The 26,312-nt window shown below is 70.1% G+C and carries 23 protein-coding genes; 13 read left to right on the top strand and 10 right to left on the bottom strand.

Annotated features, from left to right (window positions below; translation table 11 throughout):
- Positions 1–11 precede the first annotated feature (11 nt).
- From sdhD to IE066_RS03160, 3 genes are read right to left on the bottom strand one after another with little or no spacing between them, the layout of a single operon-like run.
- Positions 12–422 (bottom strand): succinate dehydrogenase, hydrophobic membrane anchor protein, encoded by a 411-nt coding sequence (gene sdhD, locus IE066_RS03170; protein WP_189446913.1) that lies wholly within the window; start codon positions 420–422, stop codon positions 12–14.
- On the bottom strand, positions 419–814 hold the full coding sequence (gene sdhC, locus IE066_RS03165) for a succinate dehydrogenase, cytochrome b556 subunit (RefSeq protein WP_189446912.1): 396 nt from the start codon (positions 812–814) through the stop codon (positions 419–421). The genes sdhD and sdhC overlap by 4 nt, the downstream gene beginning before the upstream one ends.
- A 49-nt stretch (positions 815–863) precedes the next feature.
- The gene (locus tag IE066_RS03160) at positions 864–1,037 is read right to left on the bottom strand and encodes a DUF1674 domain-containing protein (RefSeq protein ID WP_189446911.1); all 174 of its coding nucleotides are present in this window, start codon (positions 1,035–1,037) and stop codon (positions 864–866) included.
- 29 nt (positions 1,038–1,066) lie between these two features.
- Here IE066_RS03160 and ygfZ point away from each other — a divergent pair, with 29 nt between their 5' ends.
- Both ygfZ and IE066_RS03150 read left to right on the top strand, forming a co-directional pair.
- Positions 1,067–1,930, top strand: a complete 864-nt coding sequence (gene ygfZ, locus IE066_RS03155; RefSeq protein WP_189446910.1) for a CAF17-like 4Fe-4S cluster assembly/insertion protein YgfZ — start codon at positions 1,067–1,069, stop codon at positions 1,928–1,930.
- 39 nt (positions 1,931–1,969) lie between these two features.
- Positions 1,970–3,622 carry a sensor domain-containing protein gene (locus tag IE066_RS03150; RefSeq protein WP_189446909.1) on the top strand — a complete coding sequence of 551 codons (1,653 nt, stop codon included), beginning with the start codon at positions 1,970–1,972 and terminating at the stop codon, positions 3,620–3,622.
- Here the strand turns inward: IE066_RS03150 and IE066_RS03145 are convergent.
- The 4 genes from IE066_RS03145 to IE066_RS03130 all read right to left on the bottom strand — a co-directional run bounded on the left by IE066_RS03145 (position 3,619) and on the right by IE066_RS03130 (position 8,815).
- Positions 3,619–5,892, bottom strand: a complete 2,274-nt coding sequence (locus IE066_RS03145; RefSeq protein WP_189446908.1) for a thiamine pyrophosphate-dependent enzyme — start codon at positions 5,890–5,892, stop codon at positions 3,619–3,621. The genes IE066_RS03150 and IE066_RS03145 overlap by 4 nt on opposite strands.
- A 135-nt stretch (positions 5,893–6,027) precedes the next feature.
- Positions 6,028–6,576 (bottom strand): GNAT family N-acetyltransferase, encoded by a 549-nt coding sequence (locus tag IE066_RS03140; protein ID WP_189446907.1) that lies wholly within the window; start codon positions 6,574–6,576, stop codon positions 6,028–6,030.
- Between the two features lie 98 nt (positions 6,577–6,674).
- On the bottom strand, positions 6,675–7,838 hold the full coding sequence (locus IE066_RS03135) for an acyl-CoA dehydrogenase family protein (protein WP_189446906.1): 1,164 nt from the start codon (positions 7,836–7,838) through the stop codon (positions 6,675–6,677).
- Positions 7,839–7,981: 143 nt separating this feature from the next.
- Complete coding sequence (locus IE066_RS03130; RefSeq protein WP_308427408.1) at positions 7,982–8,815, bottom strand: glycine zipper 2TM domain-containing protein; 834 nt, start codon at positions 8,813–8,815, stop codon at positions 7,982–7,984.
- A gap of 156 nt (positions 8,816–8,971) precedes the next feature.
- On the opposite strand from IE066_RS03130, the gene IE066_RS03125 reads away from it, so the two are divergent.
- Positions 8,972–9,184 carry a DUF6116 family protein gene (locus IE066_RS03125; protein ID WP_189446905.1) on the top strand — a complete coding sequence of 71 codons (213 nt, stop codon included), beginning with the start codon at positions 8,972–8,974 and terminating at the stop codon, positions 9,182–9,184.
- A complete protein-coding gene (locus IE066_RS03120) occupies positions 9,181–9,963 on the top strand; it encodes a TatD family hydrolase (RefSeq protein WP_189446904.1) in 783 nt (260 codons plus the stop codon). The genes IE066_RS03125 and IE066_RS03120 overlap by 4 nt, the downstream gene beginning before the upstream one ends.
- Here the strand turns inward: IE066_RS03120 and IE066_RS03115 are convergent.
- A complete protein-coding gene (locus tag IE066_RS03115) occupies positions 9,941–10,750 on the bottom strand; it encodes a tRNA threonylcarbamoyladenosine dehydratase (protein WP_189448773.1) in 810 nt (269 codons plus the stop codon). The two genes, IE066_RS03120 and IE066_RS03115, sit on opposite strands and share 23 nt — an antisense overlap.
- 99 nt (positions 10,751–10,849) lie before the next feature.
- On the opposite strand from IE066_RS03115, the gene IE066_RS03110 reads away from it, so the two are divergent.
- The 7 genes from IE066_RS03110 to IE066_RS03080 all read left to right on the top strand — a co-directional run bounded on the left by IE066_RS03110 (position 10,850) and on the right by IE066_RS03080 (position 17,471).
- Entirely contained in the window at positions 10,850–11,293 is a 444-nt protein-coding gene (locus IE066_RS03110) for a hypothetical protein (protein ID WP_229790643.1), read from the top strand.
- Between the two features lie 120 nt (positions 11,294–11,413).
- A complete protein-coding gene (locus IE066_RS03105) occupies positions 11,414–11,893 on the top strand; it encodes a glycine zipper 2TM domain-containing protein (protein ID WP_189446903.1) in 480 nt (159 codons plus the stop codon).
- A 163-nt stretch (positions 11,894–12,056) separates the two neighbouring features.
- Positions 12,057–13,160 carry a M35 family metalloendopeptidase gene (locus IE066_RS03100; RefSeq protein WP_189446902.1) on the top strand — a complete coding sequence of 368 codons (1,104 nt, stop codon included), beginning with the start codon at positions 12,057–12,059 and terminating at the stop codon, positions 13,158–13,160.
- Positions 13,161–13,266: 106 nt separating this feature from the next.
- Positions 13,267–13,782: a DUF456 domain-containing protein gene (locus tag IE066_RS03095; RefSeq protein ID WP_229790642.1), complete on the top strand. Its 516-nt coding sequence runs from the start codon at positions 13,267–13,269 to the stop codon at positions 13,780–13,782.
- Between the two features lie 79 nt (positions 13,783–13,861).
- Positions 13,862–15,127, top strand: a complete 1,266-nt coding sequence (locus tag IE066_RS03090) for a phospholipase D-like domain-containing protein (protein WP_189446900.1) — start codon at positions 13,862–13,864, stop codon at positions 15,125–15,127.
- Positions 15,128–15,147: 20 nt separating this feature from the next.
- Positions 15,148–16,461, top strand: a complete 1,314-nt coding sequence (locus tag IE066_RS03085) for a mechanosensitive ion channel domain-containing protein (RefSeq protein WP_189446899.1) — start codon at positions 15,148–15,150, stop codon at positions 16,459–16,461.
- 53 nt (positions 16,462–16,514) lie between these two features.
- Entirely contained in the window at positions 16,515–17,471 is a 957-nt protein-coding gene (locus IE066_RS03080; protein WP_189446898.1) for a patatin-like phospholipase family protein, read from the top strand.
- Between the two features lie 45 nt (positions 17,472–17,516).
- Here the strand turns inward: IE066_RS03080 and IE066_RS03075 are convergent, their stop codons facing one another.
- A complete protein-coding gene (locus tag IE066_RS03075; RefSeq protein WP_229790641.1) occupies positions 17,517–19,076 on the bottom strand; it encodes a fumarate hydratase in 1,560 nt (519 codons plus the stop codon).
- A 76-nt stretch (positions 19,077–19,152) separates the two neighbouring features.
- Positions 19,153–22,371: a sensor domain-containing protein gene (locus IE066_RS03070; RefSeq protein WP_189446896.1), complete on the bottom strand. Its 3,219-nt coding sequence runs from the start codon at positions 22,369–22,371 to the stop codon at positions 19,153–19,155.
- A gap of 245 nt (positions 22,372–22,616) precedes the next feature.
- On the opposite strand from IE066_RS03070, the gene IE066_RS03065 reads away from it, so the two are divergent.
- Together IE066_RS03065 and IE066_RS03060 are read left to right on the top strand one after the other, a co-directional pair.
- The gene (locus IE066_RS03065; protein ID WP_189446895.1) at positions 22,617–23,780 is read left to right on the top strand and encodes a PQQ-dependent sugar dehydrogenase; all 1,164 of its coding nucleotides are present in this window, start codon (positions 22,617–22,619) and stop codon (positions 23,778–23,780) included.
- A 110-nt stretch (positions 23,781–23,890) separates the two neighbouring features.
- The gene (locus tag IE066_RS03060) at positions 23,891–26,233 is read left to right on the top strand and encodes a Tex family protein (protein ID WP_189446894.1); all 2,343 of its coding nucleotides are present in this window, start codon (positions 23,891–23,893) and stop codon (positions 26,231–26,233) included.
- Positions 26,234–26,312: the final 79 nt, after the last annotated feature.

Below are 26,312 nucleotides of genomic sequence, written 5' to 3'. Positions count from 1 at the left end.
AGGATTCCGGATCAGGCGCCGAGCATGACGCGCACGACGGCAAGGACGCTGGCGAGGCCTGCGATCCAGCACGCGAACACGATGAAGAGTTGCAGCAGGCTGTAGCGCAGCGCGGTGTGCACGTAGTCCTCGACGACCACCTGCAGGCCCAGGCGGGCATGCCAGAAGTTCGCGACGAGGAAGGCGATCAGCAGCGTGGCGTTGACCGGATGGCCGACGCGCGCGCGCACCGTGGCGAAGTCGGCGCCGACCAGCGAGATCACCAGCCCGACCGCGTAGATCGACAGCAGCACCAGCGCGACGGCGGTGACGCGCTGGACGAGGAAATGATGGGTGCCGTCCTTCGCCGAGCCGAGGCCACGGGCGACCTTCAGCGGATGGCGCAGCGTCGGCGGGCGGCGGCCTTCGTTGGTCGTGCTCATGCGCCACCCCACTTCTGCATCGCCAGCACCCAGATGATCGCGGTCAGCACCAGGCTGCCGACGATCGCGGCCCAGGCGCTCTTCACGAACGCCGGCAGCGATACGCCCACACCCATGTCCTGCAGCAGGTGGCGGATGCCGCTGAAGAGATGGAAGGCCAGCGCCCAGGACCAGCCGAACAGCACCAGGAAGCCCAGCGGAGAGCGTGCGGCGTCGCTGAAGTCGGCCCAGTGCTCGGCACCGGCGGCGAGCGCCACGAGGCCCCAGGCGATCAGCAGGCTGCCGAGCGAGAGGATGATGCCGGTCGCGCGATGCAGGATCGAGCTGACCATCTGCACCTGCCAGCGGTAGACCTGCAGGTGCGGTGACAAAGGACGTTCGCGGTACGCCATGCGGAGGCTCTCGTTCGGATGCGGCGCGGCCGCGGAAGTGCGGGCGACGCTAGAAATCGATGCAGCGGCCGTCCTTTTCCCAGTCCCCGTAGCGCGTCGGCTCGGGGCCCGGGCGACCACCTATCTCGCGCGGCTGCGGCTGCGCGGGGGTCGCAGGCGTAGCGTCCGGAGCGGGATCTGCCGGCGTTTCCTGCGAAGGTTCGGGGGTCGTGTGGCCTATCATTCCAGCCGGAAAGCTTAATTCCGGACCCCATGTCTGACAACCCGCGGTATGGAACGAAGCAGCCGTTCGCGCTGCACGGCCTTCACGTGATGCGGCTTTCGGGCCGCGATGCGGTCGCGTTCGCGCAGGCGCAATTCATGAACGACGTCACCGCGCTCGCGCCCGGTTACTGGCAATGGAACGGCTGGCTGGATCCGAAGGGCCGCGTCCAGGCGCTGTTCCAGTTGCTTCGCATCGACGCGGAGACGCTGCTCGCGGTAACCGCGTCGCCGGTCGACGTGCTCGCGCCAGCGCTGCGCCGTTTCGTGTTCCGCAGCAAGGTCGCGATCGACCTGCCCGATCTCCCGGTGGCGGGCGTGTTCGCCCGTGGACGCGAGGCCGCCGACGATCGCATCGCGTCCGAGGGCGACGTCCTCGAACTCGATCTTTCCGGCGACGCGGGCGAGCGCACGCTGCTGCTGGGCGTAGAAGCCCCTGCGGACCCCGCCGCCGAACAAGAGTGGTCCGTGCTCGACCTTCGCCACGGCTGGCCCGGCATTCCGGACGCCCATCTCGACGCGTGGACGCCGCAGCAGCTCTCGCTGCAGCGCTTCGCGGCGTTCAGCGTGCGCAAGGGCTGCTATCCGGGCCAGGAAATCGTCGCACGCACGCATTTCCTCGGCCGCGCCAAGCGCGAAGCCGTGCTGTTCGAGTTGGTCCACGGCGAGCTGCCGGACGGGCCGCTCCACGGACCCGAAGGTGCCACAGCGACGCCCATGGCCCGCGCCGGCAATTGGTGCCTCGCGGTGGCGTCCTGCGAACGTCCCTCGGGCGATTGGACGTCAGGCAACGCCGTACTGGTCGAGCGTCCGCTCGCGGACGGGCGGGCGAAGGCCGGCACTTCAGTTTCGTGAAGGCCGGCCGATAAGGGGCCGACCTCCCACGGCGCTGCCATGAACGCCTCGTCCCTCGACCGCGCGTCCCCCGCACTGCGGCAGCTCGTCGACGGCATCGACGAATTGCTGGTGCTGCTCGCGCCGGACGGCCGCGTGCTCGATGCCAACCTAGCCGGGCGCGGACTGATCGGCGACGACTCGACGGGTCGCGCGTTCGCCACGCCCTCGTGGTTGCCGGCCACTGAGGACCGGGAGGCCGTAGCCGCGGCGATCGCCGGCGTGTCGATCGCCGGCGCGCCTGCCCGCGTCCACGTGCGGCCGGTGCGGGGCGGCGAGAGGCTCGACATGGAGCTGCGCTTCTCCCCGGTCGAGAGCGACGACGGCCCCGCGGTCGCGGTGAGCGGGCACGACGTCACCGCCGAGCGACGCGCCGAGCGCGCCTACGATCGGTCCGAGCGGATGCTGGCCGGCATCGTGCGCAGCGTGCCGGATGCGATCGTGACCGTGGACGCGCAGCAGGTGATCCGGATGGCGAACCCGGGCGCCGAAGCCGCCTTCGGCTACACGGCGGACGAAATGATCGGCCAGCCGCTGGCGCTGCTGCTTCCCGAGGCGGTACGCGAGCGCCACGCTGCCCACGTGCGCGACTTCGGCGGTGGCGGCGAGGACGCGCGCTTCATGAACCAGCGCGTGCCCGTCGCCGGCCGCCGTCGCGACGGCCGCGTGTTTCCCGCGGAAGTCACGATCGCGCGGACGCCGGTCGGAGACGAGGTCCTCTACACCGCCGTACTGCGCGACATCAGCGATCGCTGGAAGACCCAACGCGAGCTCGCCGAGGCGCGCCAGCACGAGGAGGCGATCCTGCGCTCGGTAGCTGACGGCGTTATCGGTATCGATCGCCACGGCCGTACCACGTTCGCCAATCCTGCCGCCGCGCGCCTGCTCGGCTACCGCGTGCACGAGTTGATCGGCCATGACCTGCATGCGCTGGCGCACCACTCGCGCCCCGACGGCAGTGCCTACGCCGCCGAGCAATGCCCGACATGGCGGGCCACCCATCAGGGCATCGCACTGGGCGGCGACGACGTGTACTGGCGCGCCGACGGCACCGCCCTGCCCGTCGAGTACACGGCCACGCCGTTCCACGTCGACGGCCAGGTCGAGGGCGCGGTGATCGTGTTCCGTGACGGCTCGGCCCGCAAACGCGCCGAGGCCGAGCTGCTGCAGCTCTCGCTGGTCGACGAGCTGACCGGCCTCTACAACCGCCGCGGCTTCATGCTGCACGCCAATCGGGCGCTCGAGCGCGCGGCCGAGGATGGCCACGTGATCGTGCTCGCCTTCTTCGACATGGACCGCTTCAAGGCGATCAACGACGCGCACGGGCATCTCGCCGGCGACCAGGCGCTGCGCGAGGTGGCGACGCTGCTGCGCCGCACGCTGCGCCGCGACGACGTGCTGGGCCGCTTCGGCGGCGATGAATTCGTCGCGCTGCTGGCGCGTCCGCCGGGCGAGGACTTCGACGGCCAGCTGCAGGCGCGCATCGAGGCGCAGCTGGCGCACCGCAACGCGGCGCCCGACACGCCGTTCGCGCTGGCGATGTCCATCGGCACCGTGCAGCGGGCGCCCGGCGACCAGCGCAGCATCGAATCGCTGCTGGCCGACGCGGACGCCGAGCTCTACCGCGCCAAGCGCGGGCGTCGCCCCGCCTAGCGCGTGGCCAGGCGATCGGCGGCCGCGACGATGTCGTCGTCGGCCGGGATCACCGCGAATGCGGCGCCCGCGAGCGGGGTATAGGTGTCCGCGCCGACGACGCGTTCCAGCGGCGTCGCGCCCAGCCCGCCTTCGGCGAGCGCGGTGATCACGCCCTCGCCCACGCCCGCGCTGCGGCGGCCCTCGTCGACGACGATGATCCGCCTGGCGTTCTTGGTGTGCTCGACGATGTAGGCATCGCTGAGCGGCACCAGCCAGCGCAGGTCGATGACCTTCGTCTTCCAGCCATGCGCCTGCTCGATCCGCCGCGCGGCGCGCAGGCTCATCGGCACGCCGTTGCCGTAGGTGACGATCACGACGTCCTCGCCATCGCCGTACGTGCGGCCTTCACCGAGCGTCATCGACTCGCCGGGCGCCGGGTACTGCGTGAGCCACAGGCCGTCACCGGGCTCGTACAGGTCCTTGGTCATGTACAGCGCGATCGGCTCGAGGAAGATGCTCACGCGGCCGTCGACCTTCGCCAGCGCCATCAGCGTGCGCAGCATCCTGGCGGCATCGTCGCCGCGCGACGGGCAGCCCACGACCAGCCCCGGAATGTCGCGCAACGCGGCGATCGAGTTGTCGTTGTGGAAGTGCCCGCCGAAACCGCGCTGGTAGCCCAGGCCCGCCATGCGCACGACCATCGGATTGCGGAACTGGTCGTTGCTGAAGAACTGCAGGCTCGAGGCTTCGCCGCGGATCTGGTCGCCGGCGTTGTGGAAATACGCGAGGTACTGGATCTCGGGCACCGGCAGCATGCCCATGTTCGCGAAGCCCTGCGCGAGGCCGAAGATCATGGTTTCGTCGAGCAGCGTGTTGAACACGCGGCGTGGGCCGAACGCCTTGTACAGGCCCTTGGTGACCGTGTAGACGCCACCCTTCTGCGCCACGTCCTCACCGAACAGCAGCGTATCCGGATACTTCGCGAACTGGTCGTGCAAGGCGTTGTTGATCTGGATGGCGAGGTGCCTCGGCGGCTGGTTCTCGGGCAGCTTCGCCTCGCTGCCGAACACCTCCAGGCGGCGCTGCGCGTCGGGTGCGCGCTCGGCCTCGGCACGCACCGCGTCGGGCGTGTACGGCGCCAGCGGAGCGACGACTTCGTCCAACGTCTGCAGCTTCGGACGGCGATCGGCCTCCTCGGCAGCTGCGAAGCACTTCGTGCGCGTCGCTTCGTAGAGCTCGATGAGGTCGTCCTTGGACATCACGCCCGATTCGAGCGCGATCCCGGCCGAGCGCAGTAGCGGATCGGTCGCCTCGACCGCGCACAGCTCTTCGATCGAGCGCCACTCGATCTCGAAGTCGGTACCGGCGTGACCCATGATGCGGGTCGTCTTGAGGTGCAGGAACGTCGGGCGACGCGTGCGGCGACAGTGCTCGACCGCGCGCTGCACCTCGCCGTAGCCGTTGGCGAGGTCGAGACCGTCGGCGAAGAAGTAGTCCAGGCCGGGCACGTGGCGGAAGCGGTTGGCGATCCAGCCCGTCGGCGTCTTCACCGAGATGCCGATGCCGTTGTCCTCGCAGACGAACAGCACCGGCGCGGGCAGCTTCTGGTAGGCGGTCCACGCTGCGGCGTTGAACGCCGTCTGCGCGGTCGCATGGTTAGCCGAGGCGTCGCCGAACGAGCAGATCGCGATCGAGTCGTCCGGAATCGGCAGCGAATGGCCGATGCGGCGGCCGGTTTCGATGGCGACCGCGGTGCCCAGCGCCTTGGGCAGGTGCGAGGCGATGGTCGAGGTCTGCGGCAGCACCCACAACGGCTTGCTGCCCCAGACCTTGTGGCGGCCGCCACTGGCCGGGTCGTCCTTGCTGGCGGCGAAGCTCAGCGCCGAATCCATGATCGGATCCATGCCCGGCAGCTTGCGGAAGCGCTCGGCCATGAAACCGCCGGAGCGGTAGTGCAGGAACGCGGGGTCGGTATGGCGAGTGAGCCGCGCGACCATCGCATTGCCCTCGTGGCCGCTGCTGCCGATCGTGTAGAAGACCTTGTTCTGCACGCGCAGCACGCGCGCCATCAGGTCGAGGTGGCGGCTGATCAGCTGCGACTCCAGCAGCTCGCGGAACCCGTGCGCGTCGAGCGCGCTGCCTTCGAGGATGGACTCGTGCGGAGCGGGCCGCGCATCGACGTGGCCATGCCAGGCCTTCACGAACTCGACGAAGTTGACGTCGCAGATCTCGGCGCGGTTGACGCCCTTCATTCGGGCGGGAATCGGGTTCGGCAGCGTAATCGACATCGGGGATCCAGGACGGGCGCACACCCGTCGTCAGTCGTGCGTTGGAATCAGCCGGCTCGCGCAATGCACGCGACGCCGGAGGTGGGAAATGCGTTGATCGGCCGGGTCATCGAGGCTCGCGGCGCGGCGCAGGGCTCACAGCCGGGCGCCGCGATGCGCGCGCCATTCCTCGCGCGTCTGGCCCCAGATGTCGAGCTCGAAGCGGTCGTGCGGCGGCTGGAAAACACCGCGCCCGCGATTCCTCGCGCCGAGGCGTTTCGCGACGTTCTGCGAGGCGACGTTGGCCACGTCGATCGAATGGATGACCTCGGTCCAGCCGAGCGTGTCGAAGGCCCAGTCCATGGCGGCAGCGCAGGCCTCGGTCGCATAGCCCTTGCCCCAGGCCTGCGGATGCAACGCATAGCCGACCTCGGTGCCCGGCCAGCCCGCCGGCTGCCACGGGCCGGCCTGCCCCATGAACAGGCCGGTGGCCTTTTCCTCGATGGCGAACATCGCGAAGCCCTGCACCGCCCACGCGCCGGGCATCTGCAGGAACCGGCGCCAGGCGTCGCCCAGGACCAGCGGACCGCCGATGAAGTGCGTCTCGGGGGCCGCGAACATCTCGGCATAGCGCGGGAAATCGTCCTGCCGCCACTGCCGCAGGACCAGCCGTTCGGTTTCGAGGCTCGGGCCGTGCTCCGACATCGTGCTTCTCCGCTAGTCGACGCGCCGCGTCGCGGGTCGATCCGTTCGCGCGCAGCCGGCGCGCATGCGGAAACCGGCCCGAAGGCCGGTTCCATCGATCAGAACGCGTTGATGCCCGTGAGCTCGCGGCCGACCACCAGCTGGTGCACCGTTTCCGTGCCCTCGTAGGTGATGACCGACTCGAGATTCAGCGCGTGGCGGATCGCGGCGTGCTCGGTGGTGATGCCGGCGCCGCCGAGCAGGTCGCGGCATTCGCGCGCGATGTCGATGGCCATGCGGCAGTTGTTCCACTTCGCGAGCGACACCTGCGTGGGCTGCATGGTGCCGGCGTCCTTGAGGCGGCCGAGCTGCAGCACCAGCATCTGCGCGAGCGTGATGCGGCGGGCCATGTCGGCCATCTTGATCTGCGCGCTCTGCGTGGCGGCTACGGGGCGGCCGAACAGGATCCGCTCCTTCGTGTAGTCGACGGCCTCCGACAGACAGGCGATCGCCGCGCCGATCGGGCCCCAGGTGATGCCGTAGCGCGCCTGCGTCAGGCAGCCGAGCGGGCCCTTGAGACCCTTCACGTTCGGCAGGCGGTTGGCCTCCGGCACGCGCACGTTGTCGAAGTACAGCGCGCTCGTGACCGAGGCGCGCAGCGACATCTTGTGCTTGATCTCCTGCGCCGCGAAGCCGGGCATGCCCTTCTCGACCACGAAGCCCTGGATGCCGTCCTCGGTCTGCGCCCAGACGATCGCGATGTCGGCGAGGTTGCCGTTCGTGATCCACATCTTCGAGCCGTTGAGGACCCAGTCGTCGCCGTCGCGCTTGGCGTTCGTCTTCATGTTGGCCGGGTCGGAGCCGCCGTGCGGCTCGGTCAGGCCGAAGCAGCCGATCACCTTGCCCGCGGCCATGTCCGGCAGCCAGCGCATGCGCTGCTCCTCAGTGCCGTAGGCGTAGATCGGGTACATGCAGAGCGAGCTCTGCACGGAAACGAACGAGCGGATGCCGCTGTCGCCGCGTTCGAGTTCCTGGCAGATCAGGCCGTAGCTGACGGCGTTGAGGCCGGCGCAGCCGTACTTCTCGGGTAGCGACGACCCCAGCAGGCCGAGTTCGGCGATCTCCGGCACCAGCTCGCGCGGGAAGCGCGCCTGGTCGAAGGCCTCGCCGATGATCGGGATGACCCGCTCGTCGGTGAAGCGCGCGACGGTGTCCTGCACGGCGCGCTCTTCTTCGGAGAGCAGCGAGCGGACGTCGTAGAGGTCGAACGGATTCAGGGCCATGCGGGATCGGGCGCTCGGGCGATGGAGCCCACTATTGTAGGCGTGCGTCACAAGCCCTCGACACCCCCGGCGGCCCGGGCCCGGCGCCGCAAAAGGAAAGGGCCGGTCGCCCGGCCCTTCCTGTCGACATCGGATCGTCGCGATCAGCCGCGGCTGGCGAGGGCGGGCGTGGTCACCACGCGGCCGTCGACGACAGGCAGGCGCGTGCCCGGGCGGTCATCCATGCGCACGGTCTGCTCGCTGCCCTGGTAGCGGTAGGTCACGTCATAGCCCACCACCTTGTTGTCGGTGCCGACCTTGATCCGGCTGCCGGGGCGGCTGCCCATGCGCTGGGTGCCGACCGTGCCGTCCGGATTCCGGTAGGTCACGTTGTAAGCCACGGTGCGCGAGCTCTGCGAGGTGTCGGTCACCGTGTGGCACTGGTGGTCGACGCGCTCGACGACGCGGCCGCCGACATGATTGCGGTCGACGCGATTGCCGATCAGGCCACCACCCACCGCGCCCGCCGCGGTCGCGAGCTTGCGGCCATTGCCGCCACCAACCTGGTTGCCGACAAGTCCGCCGATCAGCGCGCCCGCCACCGTGCCGCCGACGTTGCCGTCGCGCTCGGGCAGGCGCTCCTGCACGACCACGTCCTTGCAGACCTGGCGCGGCGTATTGGTGGTGCTGGTCTCGCGCACCGGGTCGATATCGATCACCGACGCGTAGAGCGGGCTGGAGGTGCGGACCGCCTCGACATCGACGACGTCGGCGTATTCCATGCGCGGCGTCGCGGCGGCGAGCTGCGCGGTAGGCGCGATCGCGCCCTGAGCATCGGCCGAGGCATCGAGCTGCATTGCGCCGATGGCGGCCGGCTCGCCGGCGCGGACGGGCTGGAAATCGGCCGCGTCGTCCTTGCCCAGCGTGTTGTATGCCGCAACCGCGACGCCGCCGAGCAGCATCGAACCCAGTGCGACGGCGAGGATGTTCTTGTCCATGTGAGCCTCCGGAAACCAGTCATCGCTGGCACGGGGCGATTCGAGCACCGGCCAGCTGAACCGGTACCGAGTGTGACGGGACGATCACATGCACGGTTCAGGATGCGCGCGGCCGCCGCCGGGCATCGTGCTAGCGTCGCCAACCACGAGGTGCCCATGTCACGACTGCTGATCAAACCCCTGCTGCGTTGGGCGGAGAATCTTCGTCACCCGACGCTCTTCTGGATCGTCGCCGCGATTTTCGGGCTCGACGTTCTCGTGCCCGACTTCATCCCGTTCGCGGACGAGATCCTGCTCGGCCTGGGCACGATCCTGCTGGCCAATTGGAAGAACCGCGGCGCGCCTGCGCCGATCGTCCGGCGCCGATGACGCGACTGGTCGACACCCATGCGCACATCGACGTCGAGGAATTCGCGGACGATCGCGACGCGGTGATCGCCCGGGCCGCCGCCGCCGGCGTCACGCGGCAGATCGTTCCGGCGATCGAGGCCGCGACCTGGTCGCAGTTGCGCGAGGTCTGCGCGCGCCACGATGGCCTGCATGCCGCTTACGGTCTGCATCCGATGTTCCTCGAGCGTCACGAGGCTGCGCATCTCGACCTGCTGCGCGAATGGATCGCGCGCGAACGCCCGGTGGCGGTGGGCGAATGCGGACTCGATCATTTCGTCGAGGGGCTCGACCGGGAGCGGCAGGCGGCCCTGTTCGACGCCCAGCTGCGCATCGCGCGCGACTTCGACCTGCCGGTGATCGTGCATGCCCGCCACGCGGTCGACGCGGTGATCGCGGCCCTCCGCCGTATCGGTGGCCTGCGCGGCGTGGTGCACAGCTTCTCGGGCAGCCGGCAGCAGGCGGAGACGCTGTGGAAGCTGGGCTTCCTCGTCGGCCTCGGCGGCCCGGTGACCTACGAGCGCGCCAAACGGCTGCGCACGCTGGCGGCAACCATGCCCATCGAGTTCCTGTTGCTCGAGACCGATGCGCCCGACCAGCCGGGCGCCGGCCATCGCGGCGAGCGCAACGAGCCCGCGCATCTCGTGGAGGGCCTGCACTGCATCGCCGCGCTTCGCGGCGAGGATGCCGGCGCCGTCGCGGGCGCCACCACCGCGAACGCGGAACGGCTCTTCGGCTTCAGCCCCCGCGCTTCGGCTTGAGCAGCATCTCGATCGCCTTGCCGGCCATCGCGAAGGCAAAGGCGCCGGTGATGTGCGTGGCGGCGCCCAGGCCGCCCCCGCAGTCGAGCTTCAGGCCGCCCTCGCCGTCCGCACCGCTCGGGCGCAGGCCGCAGACGCTGCCATCGGCCTGCGGGTAGCGCACGTTCTCCAGCGAGTACACCGCCGGCACGCCGAAGTAGCGGTCGGCATTGCGCGGGAAGTTGAATTCGGCGCGCAGCTTCTTGCGCACCAGCGCGAGCATCGCATCGTGCTCGGTACGCGAAAGGTCGCGCACGCGCACCAGCGTCGGATCGGTGCGGCCGCCCGCCGAGCCGCTGACCACGATCGGCAGCTTGCGCCGGCGACACCAGGCGATCATCTCGACCTTGCTGCGGAAGCTGTCGCAGGCGTCGATGACGAGGTCGAAGTCCGCGTCGAGATGCGTGGCGAGGTTCGCCGCCGTCACGAAGGCCGGCACCGGCTCCACGTCCATCAGCGGACTGATGCGCTGGCAGCGCGCGGCCATCGCCGCGACCTTCGCATGGCCGTAGGTGCCGTCGAGCGCGGGCAACTGGCGATTGGTGTTGGAGACGCAGATGTCGTCGGCGTCGATCAGCCGCAGGTGGCCGACCGCGGAGCGCGAAAGCGCCTCGGCCACCCATGAACCCACGCCGCCGAGGCCGACGATCGCAACGCGGCACTTCGACAGGCGCGCCACGCTGCCGACGCCGTACAGGCGGTCGATGCCGGCGAAGCGTTCTGTCCAGGCGGGATCGAGGGCGTGCATGTCCATCGCGTCATTCTAAGTGTCGCGCCCGCCGTGCCGGGGCCTCGCGGACCGCGTGTTAAGGTCGCGGCAACTCCGCCGCACAGGACCGAGAACGACGTGAACGCGCCCGCCCCCGCCCCCGCCAGACGCGGCAATGGTTCCCGCTACCTGTTCATGGCGCTGCTCGGACTCGTCGTGGGCGCCGTCGCCAGCGTGATGGTGATGCGCGCGATCCAGCAGCGCCACGACCCGTATCCCGAAGCGGTGATGCACGTCATGAGCGCCCACATGCGCGCGCTCAAGCAGAACGTCGTGCAGAACCGCTGCGCGGCCACCGACGTGCTGCCGCACCTGCAGGCACTACGCGTGGTTTCGAACGACATCGAGCCCGCGTTTGCCGACATGCGCGACGACGAGAAGTTCGCGAAGTACGCCAGCGACCTGCGCGCCGCGATCGATGCATCGCTCGCGGCGCCGCCGATGGCCTGCGGCGCGGTACAGACCGCTGCGGCGAAGATCGGCGAGGCCTGCGAAGGCTGCCATCGCTACACGAACCAGTGACGCAGCCCGCCGGCGGCTGAACACCGCCGCGCGCGCTTGATACGCCATTCACCGCAGCGCTCCCAGCATCCGGCGTGCAAGGCGACCGCCTTGGTCCGCCACGATCAACTGGAGCGCCCGATGAATACCTCCCTGCGAATGATGGGCCTCGCGGCCGCCGCCTCGATCGCCCTGGCCGGCTGCGCGACCACCGCCGGCACCGGTTACGGCGGCGGCTACGGCTACGGCAGCACCGGCAGCGCCTACGGCACCTGCTACGACTGCGGCGTGGTGACGCGTATCGAACAGGTCGGCACCGGTACGGCGCCGAGTTCGGGCGCGACCGGCGCGGTCATCGGTGGCCTGGTCGGTGCGGCCGCGGGTCGCACGCTCGCCAACGATTCAAGTTCGGGCCGCCGCAACACCGCGACGGTGGCCGGCGCGGCCGCGGGCGCGGTCGCCGGCGCCGCCATCCAGCGCAACATGAACGACGGCCGGACCTACAACGTCTACGTCCGCATGGACGACGGCCGTACCACCGTCGTCACCCAGAACGACCTGGGTGGCATCCGCGAGGGCGCGGCGGTCCGCGTCTACAACGGCCGCGCCGTGGTCCGCTGAGCGACCCGTATCACAGTCCGATGAGGCGGTCCCGGAGACGGGGCCGCTTTCGTGTCCGGTCCCGGCGCCGTTTGTCGTTTGTTGCGACGCGCCATGCATCCGGGCAGCCCCGGGCGTAACGTCGGCCCGTCCAATCCGGACGGACCACTCCCCCGAGGTCTAGATGAACCGCCTGCCCCTGATCGCCGCCGGCAGCGTGCTGCTGGCCGGACTCGCACTGAGCGCTGCCGACGCGTCGGTGCAACCCGCCCGCCTGAACCCGCTGCGCGTGGCGATCGTCGCCTCGACACAGCAGTCGTCCTTCCTCGGCGCCGTCGACATCGAGGTGACCAATACCAGCGGTCATACGGTCCGCGTGCCGACCTGGCAGCTGCCCTCGCAGTACCTGCAAGCCGATGTCTTCCGCGTCACCCGTGACGGCGAGGAGGTCGGCTACGAGGGCCCGATGATCAAGCGCGGCCTGCCGAGCGCGGCGGACTTCGTGATCCTGCGCCCGGGGCAGACGTACCGCACCAGCGTCGACCTGTCGGCCTTCTACGACATGTCGCGCAGCGGGCAGTACACGGTGGCGTACGCGTCGCCGCTGCAGCACGCGTCGATGTCGAGCGGCGAGATGCTGATGGCCGCGAACGGCCTGCCGATGACCGCGCAGAGTGCCCCGCTGCGGCTTTGGGTGGACGGCACCGACCAGCTCGGCGGCGCACGCACGCTGGCCGCACGCGCGAAGCCCAGCGTCGGCGCGACGGCGGTCAACGGCGTGAGCTACGTGGGCTGTTCGACCTCGCAGATCAGCACGGCGGGCAGCGCAGTGAACTCCGCCCGCACCTATGCCGAGAACGCGAAGGGCTACCTCAACGCCGGCACCACCGGCTCGCGCTACACGACATGGTTCGGGTCGTACACGTCGTCGCGCTATTCCACGGCACGCCAGCACTTCGTCAACATCGACAAGGCGATCGACCAGAGCGGCGGCCAGATCACCATCAACTGCGGCTGCAACCAGAACTACTACGCCTACGTCTACCCGACCCGCCCCTACGAGATCTTCGTCTGCAGGGCGTTCTGGTCCGCCCCGCTCACCGGCACCGACTCCAAGGCCGGCACGCTGATCCACGAAATGAGCCACTTCAACGTCGTGGCGGGCACCGACGACCATGTCTACGGACAGTCCGGCGCCAAGAGCCTGGCGGCGTCGAACCCGACGCAGGCGCTGGACAACGCCGACAACCACGAGTACTTCGCGGAGAACAATCCCGCGCTGAAGTAAGCCGTCGCGATCGGCTCCGGAAAGCCCGGCCCCGGCCGGGCTTTCCATTTGCGGCGTCGGCCACCCCGGATGGGACAGAATGGCCGCTCCATCACCGGAGCCGACCGTGACCGACCTGAGCCTGCTGTGGACCGTACTCGCCGTGCTGCTCGTCATCGCAGGCATCGCCGGCACCATCCTGCCCGCCCTGCCTGGCATTCCGCTGGTCTTCGGCGGCCTGCTGCTCGCGGCATGGGCCGATGGGTTCCAGCATGTGGGCGTGTGGACGCTCGGCCTGCTCGCCGTGCTCACGCTGCTCTCGTTCGCGGTCGACCTGCTGGCAACGGCGCTGGGCGCGAAGAAGGTCGGTGCGAGCCGGTTGGCACTGCTGGGCGCGACCATAGGCACCTTTGCCGGCCTGTTCGCGGGCTTCATCGGAATCTTCGTCGGGCCGTTCGTGGGTGCGGTAATCGGGGAGCTGCTGCATCGGCGTCGCCTGCGCACCGAGGACATGGGCCATGCCACGCGTGTCGGCGCGGGGACCTGGATGGGCCTTCTACTGGGCACGGTGCTGAAGCTTGGAATCGCGTTCGCGATGCTCGGCTACTTTGCGATCGTCTGGGTGGCGAACCGCGGCGCGTGACGGCTTCACGCCCGCTTGCGAAGCGGCCGTACACAGTCACGGGTGAATGAAGTTCCGACCGAACTGGAGTCGCCGCCGGATGATCTGGACCATCGCCCTGACGGCGCTGGCAACGCTTTTCGTCGCCGTGATCGCGATGAACTTCGCGACGCCGGAAAAGAAGCTCGAGCGCCGCATCAACCACGCCTACGGCACCGCCGACCCGCAGTTCCTGCGCGAGATGGGCGTCATGCTCGGCCCGTCGATCGTGCCGGGCAACAAGGTCGAGGCGCTCAACGACGGCGACGAGATCTTCCCCGCCATGATCGAGGCGATCCGCGGCGCCAAGCGCACGATCACCTTCGAGACCTACATCTACTGGTCCGGCGACATCGCCCAGAAGATGACCGCCGCCCTCGCCGAGCGTGCCCGCGCCGGCGTCGAAGTGAACGTCACCATCGACTGGGCCGGCAGCATCAAGATGGACCAGTCGCTGCTCAAGTCGATGGAGGACGCGGGCGTGAACGTGCAGCGCTACCGGCCGCTGCACTGGTACAACCTGGGCCGCATGAACAACCGCACGCACCGCAAGCTGCTCGTCATCGACGGGCGGCTCGGCTTCACCGGCGGCGTGGGCATCGCGGACCAGTGGATGGGCCACTCGCAGGACCCGGACCACTGGCGCGACATGCACTTCCGCATCGAGGGGCCGGTCGTCGCGCAGATCCAGGCCGCATTCAACGACAACTGGATCAAGTCCACCGGCACGGTGCTCAACGGCGAGGCGTACTTTCCGCCGCAGACCGTGGCGGGCGACATGGACGCGCACATGTTCATCGCCTCGCCCGCCGGCGGCAGCGAGAGCATGCACCTGATGTACCTGCTGGCGATCGCCGCCGCCGAGCAGACGATCGATCTCGAGGCTTCATACTTCGTCCCCGACGAGCTCGTCACCAAGGCGCTGCTGGCCGCCCGCAAGCGCGGCGTGCGCGTGCGCCTGCTGCTGCCCGGGCCGCACATCGACTCGGAGACGGTGCGCATCGCCTCCAAGCGCGAATGGGGCCCGCTGCTGGAGGCCGGCATCGAGATCCACGTCTACCAGCCGACGATGCTGCACGTGAAGCTGCTCGTCGTTGACAACTACATGGTGTCGCTGGGCTCGACGAATTTCGATATCCGCTCGTTCCGGCTCAACGACGAGGCGAGCCTGAACGTCTACCATCGCGGCTTCGCCGAGCAGATGACGGCCACGTTCGAGCGCGACCTGCAGCGGGCCAAGCCCTACACCCTGCAGATGTGGCGCCAGCGCCCGTGGACCGAACGCCTGTCCGAGATGTTCCTGCTGCCGATCAAGTCGCAGCTGTAGCCCGAGGTAGCCGAGTGCCGTTGCGCCCAGTCGTCCGATTCCTGCTTGCCTGCTGCCTGATCCTCGTCACGTTCGCCGCGGCCGCGCAGGACGACGCCCTGCTCGCGCAGGCCGCCGGTGCGAAGGCGGCTTCCGCGCCCGGCGCCGTCGACACGCAGCTCGCGCGGCACGTCGCCTCGCGGCTGCACGCGGTGCCGGGCTACGACGGCATCGTGGTGACCGCCGAGAACGGCGTGGTGCGCCTAGATGGCGAGGTCGGCGACCCGGACGACCGCGCGCATGCCGAGCAGATCGCCGCGCAGCAGAAGGGCGTGGCCTCGGTCGACAACCGCATCGAGATCGCCGGCGGCGTCGGCAAGCGCCTGCATCTCGCGCTGCAGCAGGTCTACGGCAAGCTGTTCGGGTTGGTTGCCAAGCTGCCGCTGCTGCTGGTCGCCGCATTGATCGTTTTCCTCGCGTGGCGCGTCGGCCGCGCGATCAGCCGGCGCATCCACCTGTCGCGGCTGAGCGCGAACAACCCATACATCGATTCGCTGGTCGCGCGCATCGTGAGCTGGGCGATCCTGCTGGTCGGCCTGCTGATCGCGCTCGACCTGCTGGAAGCCACGGCCGTGGTGGGCGCCCTGCTCGGTTCGGCCGGCGTGGCCGGCATCGCGCTCGGCTTCGCCTTCCGCGACATCGCCGAGAACTACGTCGCCGGCATCCTGCTGAGCCTGCGCCGCGGCTTCTCGCCGGGCGACCACATCCTGGTGGACAAGTACGAAGGCAAGGTGGTCGCGCTGACCTCGCGCCACACGCTGCTGATGACGTTCGACGGCGTGCAGGTGGCGGTGCCGAACGCGATCGTCTTCAAGTCGGTGGTCAGCAACTACTCGCAGAATGCGACGCGGCGATTCGAGTTCGCGATGATCATCGATACCAACGAGTCGATTCGCGAGGCCCAGGAAGCCGCGGTCGCGCAGCTCATGCAGACCCCGGGCGTGCTTGCCGACCCCGCGCCGTCTTGGGCGGTCGACAGCTACACCAACGGCGGCATCCAGCTGAAGTTCCAGGCCTGGGTGAACCAGCGCGAGAGCGACATGGGCAAGGTCCGCAGCGAGGCCATCCGCGCGGTGAAGTCCTCCTTCGAGAAGGCGCAGATCGACGGCCCGCGACCGGTGCAGTACCTGTTCACCGCGCCGCTGCCGGCGGGCGTCGCGCACCGCATCGGCATGGAGATGGAGGCGCCGACCCCGACCGAGCCGACCGACTGCGGCGATACATCCGTCAATCGCGACATCGACGCGCAGGTCAGCGCGCAGCGGGCCGCGCACGACGACGAAAACCTCATTTAGCCTCGCAGCCGCTGCGACGCGGACCGCGCAGGCTCGGCATCAAGGAGGACGCCATGGACCTGCGACGCATCCTTTCCCTCGACGGCGGCGGCATCCGCGGCATCGTCAGCTGCCGCTGGCTGGCGGCCGTCGACGCCGCACTCGGCGCGGCCGGCAAACCCGCGATCCCCGCCAGCTTCGACCTGTTCGCCGGCAGCTCGACCGGCGGCCTGATCGCCTGCGGGCTCGCACTCGGGCATCCGCCGGACCTGCTTGCCGGGCTTTACCAGACGCAGCGGCACGAGATCTTCCCGGGCATGGCACGCCGCCTGTGGTCGCGCGCGACGCGCCTTCTCAGCGATGGCCCGTCGGCGCCGCGCTACGACGGCCGCGGGCTCGAAGCAGTGCTGGCCGACGTGTTCGGCGACGCACGCCTCGGCGATTGCCGCGTGCCGACGCTGGTGACCAGCTACGACACCATCAGCCGCAGCCCGGTGATCTTCAAGAGCTTCAAGCACGAGCACGCCGACCTCCGCGTGCGAGACGTCTGCCGCGCCACCGCCGCGGCGCCCACCTACTTCCCCGCGCATCCGCTTCGTGTCGAAGGCCGCGACTGCGCGCTCATCGATGGCGGCATCGTCGCCAACAACCCCACCGCCTGCGCGATCGCCGAGGCGCTGCGCAAGGACGCCAAGGTCCAGGGCACGCGCGACCTCGTCGTCGCATCGATCGGCAGCGGCGAGCGCACCCGCCCGATCGACCTGCGCTCGGCGCGCGAATGGGGCGCGGTCGAATGGGCGATCCCGATCATCGACGTGCTGTTCGACGGCAACGCGGAGTCGGTGGACTACATCGCCCGGCACGTCGTCGGCGACGGCTACTTCCGCATGCAGGCGCCGCTGACCATCGGGCTTGATGACCTCGACGACGTCAGCGACACCAACATTGCGGCGCTGGAACGGCTGGCGGAGGACTACGTCGCGCAGTCGACGACGCAGCGCATGCTGGCGGCGCTCGCCCAGCGCATCTGACACCCGAATACGACGATGCCCGGCGAACCGGGCATCGTCATCGCATCAGGCGGGCTCGACCACCACCGGGATCTTGCCGATCCGCGCCTGCCATTCGCGCGGTCCGGTGGCGTGCACCGACGTGCCATTCGAATCGACGGCCACGGTCACCGGCATGTCGCGCACGGTGAACTCGTAGATCGCTTCCATCCCGAGGTCCTCGAAGGCGACGACGCGCGAGGCCTTGATCGCCTTCGACACGAGATATGCCGCGCCGCCGACCGCCATCAGGTAGGCCGAGCGGTGCTTGCGGATCGCCTCGATGGCGACCGGGCCGCGCTCGGCCTTGCCGACCATGCCCAGAAGCCCGGTCTGGTCGAGCACCTGGTCGGTGAACTTGTCCATGCGCGTGGCGGTCGTCGGGCCCGCGGGGCCGACGACCTCGTCGCGCACCGGGTCGACCGGGCCGACGTAGTAGATGAAGCGGCCGGCGAGATCGACCGGCAGCGTCTCGCCGCGATTGAGCATGTCGACCATGCGCTTGTGCGCGGCGTCGCGGCCGGTGAGCAGCCTGCCGTTGAGCAGCAGCACCTCGCCCGGCTTCCAGCTGGCGACGTCCTCCCGCGTGATCGTGTCGAGATCGACGCGGCGGCCGGCGCTGGCGTCGTAGGTCAGCTTCGGCCAGTCCTCCAGCGATGGCGGCTCGAGATGCGCCGGGCCGGAGCCGTCGAGCGTGAAGTGCGCATGCCGCGTCGCCGCGCAGTTCGGGATGATCGCCACCGGCAGGTTGGCCGCGTGCGTCGGGTAATCCTTGATCTTGACGTCGAGCACGGTGGTGAGGCCGCCGAGGCCCTGCGCGCCGATGCCGAGCGCGTTGACCTTGTCGTAGAGCTCCAGGCGCAGCTCCTCGATGCGGTTGGTCGGGCCGCGCGCGATGAGGTCCTGGATGTCGACCGGCTCCATCAACACTTCCTTCGCGAGCTGCATCGCCTTCTCGGCGGTGCCGCCGATGCCGATGCCGAGCATGCCCGGCGGGCACCAGCCGGCGCCCATGGTCGGCACGGTCTTGAGCACCCAGTCGACGATGGAGTCGGACGGGTTGAGCATCGCGAACTTCGACTTCGCCTCCGAGCCGCCGCCCTTCGCGGCGACGGTGACGTGCACCGTATTGCCCGGCACGAGCTTCATGTGGATCACGGCCGGCGTGTTGTCACGCGTGTTGGCACGCTTACCCGCGGGGTCGGCCAGTACGCTGGCGCGCAGCACGTTGTCGGGATTCAGGTATGCGCGGCGCACGCCCTCGTTGACCATATCCTCGACGGACATCGTCGCGCCGTCCCAGCGCACGTCCATGCCGACGTCGAGGAACACGGTGACGATGCCGGTGTCCTGGCAGATCGGCCGGCGCCCCTCGGCACACATGCGCGAGTTGATGAGGATCTGTGCCATCGCGTCGCGCGCGGCGGGCGACTGCTCGCGCTCGTACGCGGCCGTCAGCGCCTTGATGTAGTCGACCGGGTGGTAGTAGCTGATGTACTGCAACGCGTCGGCGACGGACTGGATCAGGTCGTCCTGGCGGATGGCGACGGGCGTGGACGGAGCGAACGGAGCGGTCTGGACGGACACGGCGGGCACGGCTTGCGGAAAGTCCGCCATTTTACGGGCCCGCCGCGGCCGGCGGGCACGGGACGTGTCGCGGCCTTCAGGCGCGGCGCGCGACCGGGCCCGGCGCGAGGCCGGTGAGCTCCGCCACGCGCTCGGCATCCAGGGGCGGACTGAACAGCGAGCCCTGCAGCCCCGCGCAGCCCCAGGCGGTGAGCAGGTCGCGGTGCGCGTCGGCCTCGACGCCCTTGGCGATCACCGGATAGCCCAGCGCCGAACCCATGTGGCAAATCGCACGCGCGATGCGGCGCGCGCGGTCGTCCTCTGGCAGGCCGTTGACGATGGAGAGATCGAGCTTGAGCGCGTCGAACGCGTAGTCCGCGAGCTGCTCGACGCTGGCCTGGCCGCTGCCGATGTCGTCGACGGCCACGCGCACGCCGAGCGCGCGCAGGTCGACCACCAGCGCGCGGCCGCGCTCGCCCTGCGCGAACAGCTGCGCGCCGCGGAATTCGAGTTCCAGCCACTGGGGCGCAAGCCCGGTCTCGGTGAGCGCCGTGCGCACCTGGCGGATCAGGCGCTCGGGGTCGAATCGCGCGAGCGACAGGTTGACCGACACCGGCAACGGCTTGGCGCCCGACGCCTGCCAGGCCTGCGCCTGGCGGCAGGCGGCAAGCAGCACCCATTCGTCGATCTGCACGATCAGGCCGGTTTCCTCGGCGACATCGAGGAAGCCCTTGGGCAGCGTCACCGCACCGTCGTCGCGGCGCCAGCGCAGCAGCGCCTCGACCGAGCGCCAGCCGCCGCGCGTGCTCGCCACGGGCTGGTAGTCGAGCACGAAGTCCTCGTGCGCGAGCGCCAGGCGCAGGTCGTGCTCAACGCGCATGCGCGCCTCGGCGCTCTCGCCCATCACGTCGGTGAAGTAGCTGTAGCGACCGCGCCCCGTCTCCTTGACGTGGTAGAGCGCCGTATCGGCCTGCTTCATCAGCGTCCGCGCCTCGCGCGAATCCTGCGGATACAGCGCGATGCCGACGCTGGCGCCGACGCGCAGCTCGTGGCCGTCGAGCATGATCGGCTGCTCGACCGAGCGGATGAGCTTTTCGGCGACACGCGCGGCGTCGCGCGGATCGGCCAGGCGCTGCAGCAGCAGCACGAATTCGTCGCCGCCCTGACGGCTCACCGTGTCGTCCTCGCGCACGCAGGCCTTCAGGCGCGCGGAGACTTCCTGCAGCACCCGGTCGCCGACGGGATGACCCAGCGTGTCGTTGATCGGCTTGAACTTGTCGAGGTCGATGTAGAGCACCGCGCCGCGGCGCCCCTGCGGCACCTGCGCCAGCGCCTGCGTCAGGCGGTCCTGGAACAGCACGCGGTTGGGCAGGCCGGTGAGCGCGTCGTGCTGCGCCATGTGGGTGAGCGCCTGCGCCTGCTCGCGCGCGTGGCTGACGTCGCGCAGCAGCAGCACGCCGCCGGTCGCGCGGCCCTGCGCATCGCGCAACGGCGACGCGGATTCCTCGACCGCGCGCTGCGCACCGTCGCGGCGCACCAGCTCGCGCTCGCCCTCCAGGCGTGAGGGCTTGCCGGTCTTCAACGCCTCGCGCAGCACCGAGACCTGCGGCACCGCGCGGCCTGGCTCGACGAGCCTGACCACTTCCTCCAGCACGCGACCGAGCGCGTCCTCGCGCGTCCAACCGGTGAGCTCCGTCGCGGCGGGGTTGAACGCGGTGACCGTGCCGGCGGGGTCGACCACCACCAGCGCGTCGCTGATCGAATCGAGCGTCGCCTGCGCCTGTTCGCGCGCGGCACGCGCGGCGTCTTCCAGCGCGCGGTCGCGGCTGAGGTCGCGCAGCGTGACCACCGCACGGCCACCGTGCTCGCCGGGCATCGAGCCGAGTTTGAGCTCGACCGGGAACGTGGTGCCATCGCTGCGGCGCGCACGCATGCCCGCCACGCCGTCGGCCTGTGCGGCGGCGAGGCCGTTCTCGCTCAGCCAATTGGCGAGCGTCGCGCCCACGAGGTCGCTGCCCTGCGCGCCGAATACGCTGGCGGCCGCCGCGTTGTGCATCTCGATGCGGCCATCCTCGTCGAGCACCAGCGTGGGCTCCGGCGCGGCGTTGACCAGCGTGCGCAGGTCGCGCTCGCCCTGCTGGCGCCAGGTGACGTCCTCGGCGAGCAGGTGGAAGCCGGCGATCGCGCCGTCGAGGCCGAAGTACGGCTCCAGGCGCACGTCGAGCACGCGATCGGCACGCTCGGCCTGAAGGTGTTGCGAAGCGCCGGCCATCGCGCGCGCGGCGCTGCTGTCGATGCGCGCGGCGAAGTCGGCGCCCAGCACGTCGGCGAGCGTCGCGCCTTCGAGGCGCTCACGCGTCAGTCCCGACCAGCGCTGGTAGGCGTCGTTGACGTGGCGATGGCGAAAGCGCCGGTCGAAGGTGGCCACGAGCCCCGGGCTCTTCTCCGCCAGCGTGAGCAGGTGGCCGCTCGCAGCGCGCAGACGCGCACGCACGCGATCGCGCTGGTGCACGAGCAGGCAGCCGAGCATCGCCAGCGCCAGCATCGTCGCGACCAGCCCGAGCGCGGGGCCGACCGACCAGCCGCCCGCCATGCGCGACAGCAATGCCGGCGAGCGCGCCGCGATCGCGAGCGCGCCGATGGCCACCAGCATCGACAGCGCACCGAGCGTGCGCGGACGCCCGGCCGCCGCGATCGCCAGCAGCCCCAGCGCCAGCAACGGCACCAGCCGCGGCGACCAGAACGCGAGTGCCGCGGCACCCAGCAGAAGCGCGGCCGCGAGGATGAGCGTGGTGCGTCGCGGATCCTCGGCGAACGGGTCCTCGGGATCCAGCGATGCGAACGCGATCGTCGTAACGTAGGCCGCCACCGCACCGAGCGCGAGCGCCGGCCATGCGGCGAGCCACGCGCCCGGCAGTACGTGCACTGCGTCGGCCAGCGCCCAGGACAACGCGAGCGCGGCGACGCCAAGTGCCGCGAGCGCGCCCGCGGCGGGCGCGGGGTCGTCCCATTCGAAATGCGGATGCAACCGGCGCACGAGCGCGCGCAACGCGGCGACGCTCGCGGTGATCACCGCGGTAGCGACGATCGCCTCGACCGGCGACAGGCGCACCGCCAAGCAACCTGCAAGAACCCCGAGCGCGCCGAGCAGCCAGCGCAGGTCGGCGCGGCCGCGCAACGGACGCGCGAGCCATAGGCCCGCCCAGCCGCCGACGACCATGCCCACCAGCCCTGCCGCGAGCGGCGGTGGCAGCCACCGCGTGGCGGCCGCCATCGCCCCGCCCGCCAGCAGGGCGAACAGCAAGGGGGCGGACAACACCCGCCCGACGCCGATGCCTCGACGGGGGCCGGCGTGCGCGCGGCTTGGGGCGTGGTCCATTTCCATCCGGTGGCAGGTGCGACGAAAAGCGTCACTTCCGTATCGATAACGGCATTCTGTGAACGGAGTACGCCAAGAAACTGTGCAGCCCATTGCAGCTCGGCCGGCGTCTACACGTGGCCTTGACGCGGACTGCCGACCGGTTCACACCTTCGTCCACCCCACTTCCACACGGAGACGCCATGCGCCGACTCGCCCCGCACGCCGCCATCCTCGTCATCGCGCTCGCCGGTTGCCGCGCGCAGGACGCCACCTCCGCACCGCCGACCCCGGCGGCCGTGGCCGCGAGCGCAGCCAGTGGCGAGATACGCGTCACCCGTGTCGCTGGCGGGCTGGAGCACCCATGGGCCGTGCTTCCCCTGCCCGATGGCCGGTTCCTCGTGACCGAACGCCCGGGCCGGCTGCGCTACGTCGAGCGCGACGGAAAGCTTTCCGCGCCGCTGGCCGGCGTGCCCGAGGTCTGGGCGCAGGGCCAGGGCGGCCTGCTCGACGTCGTGGCGGCGCCGGACTTCGCCACCAGCCGCCGCATCTGGCTGAGCTATGCCGAGCCCGGCCCGAACGGGACCGCGGGCACCGCCGTGGGCTATGCGACGCTCGGCAGCGACCGCATCGACGGCTTCACCCGCGTCTACCAGCAGCAACCGAAGCTCGAAGGCCCGAACCACTTCGGCTCGCGCATCGCGTTCGATCGCGAGGGTCACGTCTTCATCAGCCAGGGCGAGCGTAACGACCGCCCGACCGCGCAGAAGCTGGACATGCTGCAGGGCAAGCTGGTGCGGCTGAATCTCGACGGCAGCATCCCGCGCGACAACCCCTTCGTCGGGCGCAGCGATGCGAGGCCGGAGATCTGGAGCTACGGCCATCGCAACATGCAGTCGCTCGCGGTCGACCCGCGCACCGGGCGCGTATGGGAGGCCGAGCACGGCCCGCGCGGCGGAGACGAGGTCAACCTGCCGCAGCCCGGGAAGAACTACGGCTGGCCGATCGCCAGTCACGGCCTCGACTACGCGCTGCCGCGCGCCTATCCCGAAACGCAGGGCACCGAGGTCGCGGGGACCGAGCCCCCGTACCACGTCTGGAAGAAGTCGCCGGGCCTGTCCGGCATGGCCTTCTACACGGGACGGCCGCAGTCGAGGTGGAACGACAGCCTGTTTATCGGCGCCCTCGCCGACCGCAACCTGATCCGCCTCACGCTGGAAGGCGACCGCATCGTGTCCGAGGAACGCCTGCTGGACGACCGCCGCGCGCGCATCCGCGACGTGCGCGTCGGCACGGATGGCGCGGTCTACGTGCTGACCGACGACGACAAGGACGGCGAGCTGCTGCGTCTGGACCCGCCGGCCTGACGTCACGCGGCGGGCGGCCGGTAGCGGCGGCCCTGCCCGGCTGTCAACGTCGACGCGCCCGGGCACGGCGTCCACAATCGCCGGCCCACCCGATCGTCGACGCATCGCCCATGCAGGATCGCAGCACCGCAGCACACATCGCCCGCCGCATCGCCGAGGAGATCGGCGCGCAGGCCCGACAGGTGGAAGCGGCGGTCGCGCTGCTCGACGAGGGCGCGACCGTCCCCTTCATTGCGCGCTACCGCAAGGAAGTCACCGGCGGCCTCGACGACACGCAGCTGCGCGAACTCGAAACGCGCCTGGGCTACCTGCGCGAGCTCGAAGACCGCCGCGTGCAGGTGATCGCCAGCATCGAGGAACAGGGCAAGCTCACGGACGAACTGCGCGCCGACATCCTCGCCGCCGACAGCAAGGCGCGTCTCGAAGACCTCTACCTGCCCTACAAGCCCAAGCGCCGCACGCGTGCGCAGATCGCCCGCGAGGCCGGGCTGGAGCCGCTGGCCGACACGCTGCTCGCCGATCCCACGCAGGCCCCCGAAACCGTGGCGTCGCAGTACGTCGATGCCGACAAGGGCGTCGCCGATGCGCGCGCCGCGCTCGACGGCGCGCGCGCGATCCTCATGGAGCGCTGGGGCGAGGACGCCGCACTGGTCGGCGAGTTGCGCGAATGGCTGGCGAACGTCGGCGTGATCCGCGCGAAGGTGATCGAAGGCAAGGAGAACGACGGCGCGAAGTACCGCGACTACTTCGACCATGCCGAACCGCTGGCGAAGATCCCCTCGCACCGCATGCTCGCGCTGCTGCGCGGCCGCCGCGAGGAATTCCTGCAGCTCGACCTCGACCCGGGCAGCGATGCCGACGCCGGCCATCTGCTCGCCACCGGGCGCGTCGCCAAGCACGCGGGCATCCGCAACGACGGCCGTGCCGCCGACCAGTGGCTGATGGACGCCGCGCGCCTGACCTGGAAGGCGAAGCTGCACCTGCACCTGATGCTGGACCTGATCGCGCAGGCCCGCGAGCGCGCCGAGGCCGAGGCCATCGCCGTGTTCGGCGACAACCTCAAGGACCTGCTGCTGTCCGCGCCGGCCGGCCCGCGGGTCGTGCTCGGACTCGACCCGGGCCTGCGCACCGGCGTGAAGGTCGCCGTAGTCGACCGCACCGGCAAGCTCGTCGCCACCGACACGATCTATCCGCACGAGCCGCGCCGCCAGTGGGATCAATCCCTCGCCACGCTGGGCCGCCTGTGCAGGCAGCACGGCGTGGAGCTGATCGCGATCGGCAACGGCACCGCCTCGCGAGAGACCGACAAGCTCGCGGCCGACCTCATCAAGCTCGCACCCGAACTCAAGCTCACCAAGATCGTCGTGAGCGAGGCCGGCGCATCGGTCTACTCGGCCTCCGAGATCGCCTCGCGCGAGTTCCCCGACGTGGACGTGTCGCTGCGCGGCGCGGTGTCCATCGCGCGTCGCCTGCAGGATCCGCTGGCGGAACTCGTCAAGATCGAACCGAAGGCGATCGGTGTCGGCCAGTACCAGCACGACGTCGATCAGTACAAGCTCGCCCGCGCGCTCGACGCGAAGGTCGAGGACTGCGTGAACGCCGTCGGCGTGCACGTCAACACCGCCTCGGCCGCGCTGCTTGCGCGCGTGTCGGGCCTGACGTCGACGGTCGCCGAGAACATCGTGCGGCACCGCGACGCCAACGGCCCGTTCCGCTCGCGCAAGGAGCTGCTGAAGGTGCCGCGCCTGGGCGACAAGACGTTCGAGCAGTGCGCCGGCTTCCTGCGCATCGACGACGGCGACGAGCCGCTGGACGCGAGCTCCGTGCACCCCGAGGCGTATCCGGTGGTCGAGCGCATCGTGTCGTCGACCGGCAAGCCGATTCGTGGGCTCATCGGCGATGCGGCTTTCCTGCGCGGGCTGAGGCCCGAGCAGTTCGTCGACGACCGTTTCGGCGTGCCGACCGTGCGCGACATCCTGAAGGAACTGGAAAAGCCGGGCCGCGATCCGCGCCCGGAGTTCAAGGCCGCGCGTTTCGCCGACGGCGTCGAGGACATCAAGGACCTTCGCCCGGGCATGGTGCTCGAAGGCGTGGTCACGAACGTTGCGGCATTCGGCGCGTTCGTCGACATCGGTGTGCATCAGGATGGACTCGTGCACATCTCCGCGCTGTCGAACACCTATGTGAAGGACCCGCGCGACGTGGTCAAGGTGGGCGACATCGTCAAGGTGCGCGTGCAGGAGGTCGACGTGCCGCGCAAGCGCATCGCGCTGACCTGCCGCCTCGACGACGCTGCCCCGCGCGCACCGCGCAGCGATCGCGATGCACCGCGCCCGGCCGCCGGCCGGCCCGGCAACGACCGTGGCGGCGCGCGTGGCCCGGCGCCGAAGGCGCAGCCGGCATACGTCAACAACGCACTCGCCGACGCATTCGCAAAGGCGAAGGGCAAGTAACGCGCGTCGATCGCGGCGTCGGCATCGATGCGCGATCGCTTCGGCGATGCAACGGGGCCCACGCGCCCCCTTCTCTCCA

The sequence above is a fragment of the Cognatilysobacter xinjiangensis genome, assembly GCF_014651995.1.
GTDB lineage: Bacteria > Pseudomonadota > Gammaproteobacteria > Xanthomonadales > Xanthomonadaceae > Cognatilysobacter > Cognatilysobacter xinjiangensis.
This window is presented reverse-complemented; position numbering and strand designations above follow the sequence as displayed.

Coding starts and splice junctions, on each gene's coding strand:
- sdhD (WP_189446913.1), bottom strand. CDS start 422: ATGAGCACGACCAACGAAGGCCGCCGCCCGCCGACGCTGCGCCATCCG.
- sdhC (WP_189446912.1), bottom strand. CDS start 814: ATGGCGTACCGCGAACGTCCTTTGTCACCGCACCTGCAGGTCTACCGC.
- IE066_RS03160 (WP_189446911.1), bottom strand. CDS start 1,037: ATGATAGGCCACACGACCCCCGAACCTTCGCAGGAAACGCCGGCAGAT.
- ygfZ (WP_189446910.1), top strand. CDS start 1,067: ATGTCTGACAACCCGCGGTATGGAACGAAGCAGCCGTTCGCGCTGCAC.
- IE066_RS03150 (WP_189446909.1), top strand. CDS start 1,970: ATGAACGCCTCGTCCCTCGACCGCGCGTCCCCCGCACTGCGGCAGCTC.
- IE066_RS03145 (WP_189446908.1), bottom strand. CDS start 5,892: ATGTCGATTACGCTGCCGAACCCGATTCCCGCCCGAATGAAGGGCGTC.
- IE066_RS03140 (WP_189446907.1), bottom strand. CDS start 6,576: ATGTCGGAGCACGGCCCGAGCCTCGAAACCGAACGGCTGGTCCTGCGG.
- IE066_RS03135 (WP_189446906.1), bottom strand. CDS start 7,838: ATGGCCCTGAATCCGTTCGACCTCTACGACGTCCGCTCGCTGCTCTCC.
- IE066_RS03130 (WP_308427408.1), bottom strand. CDS start 8,815: ATGGACAAGAACATCCTCGCCGTCGCACTGGGTTCGATGCTGCTCGGC.
- IE066_RS03125 (WP_189446905.1), top strand. CDS start 8,972: ATGTCACGACTGCTGATCAAACCCCTGCTGCGTTGGGCGGAGAATCTT.
- IE066_RS03120 (WP_189446904.1), top strand. CDS start 9,181: ATGACGCGACTGGTCGACACCCATGCGCACATCGACGTCGAGGAATTC.
- IE066_RS03115 (WP_189448773.1), bottom strand. CDS start 10,750: ATGCACGCCCTCGATCCCGCCTGGACAGAACGCTTCGCCGGCATCGAC.
- IE066_RS03105 (WP_189446903.1), top strand. CDS start 11,414: ATGAATACCTCCCTGCGAATGATGGGCCTCGCGGCCGCCGCCTCGATC.
- IE066_RS03100 (WP_189446902.1), top strand. CDS start 12,057: ATGAACCGCCTGCCCCTGATCGCCGCCGGCAGCGTGCTGCTGGCCGGA.
- IE066_RS03090 (WP_189446900.1), top strand. CDS start 13,862: ATGATCTGGACCATCGCCCTGACGGCGCTGGCAACGCTTTTCGTCGCC.
- IE066_RS03080 (WP_189446898.1), top strand. CDS start 16,515: ATGGACCTGCGACGCATCCTTTCCCTCGACGGCGGCGGCATCCGCGGC.
- IE066_RS03065 (WP_189446895.1), top strand. CDS start 22,617: ATGCGCCGACTCGCCCCGCACGCCGCCATCCTCGTCATCGCGCTCGCC.
- IE066_RS03060 (WP_189446894.1), top strand. CDS start 23,891: ATGCAGGATCGCAGCACCGCAGCACACATCGCCCGCCGCATCGCCGAG.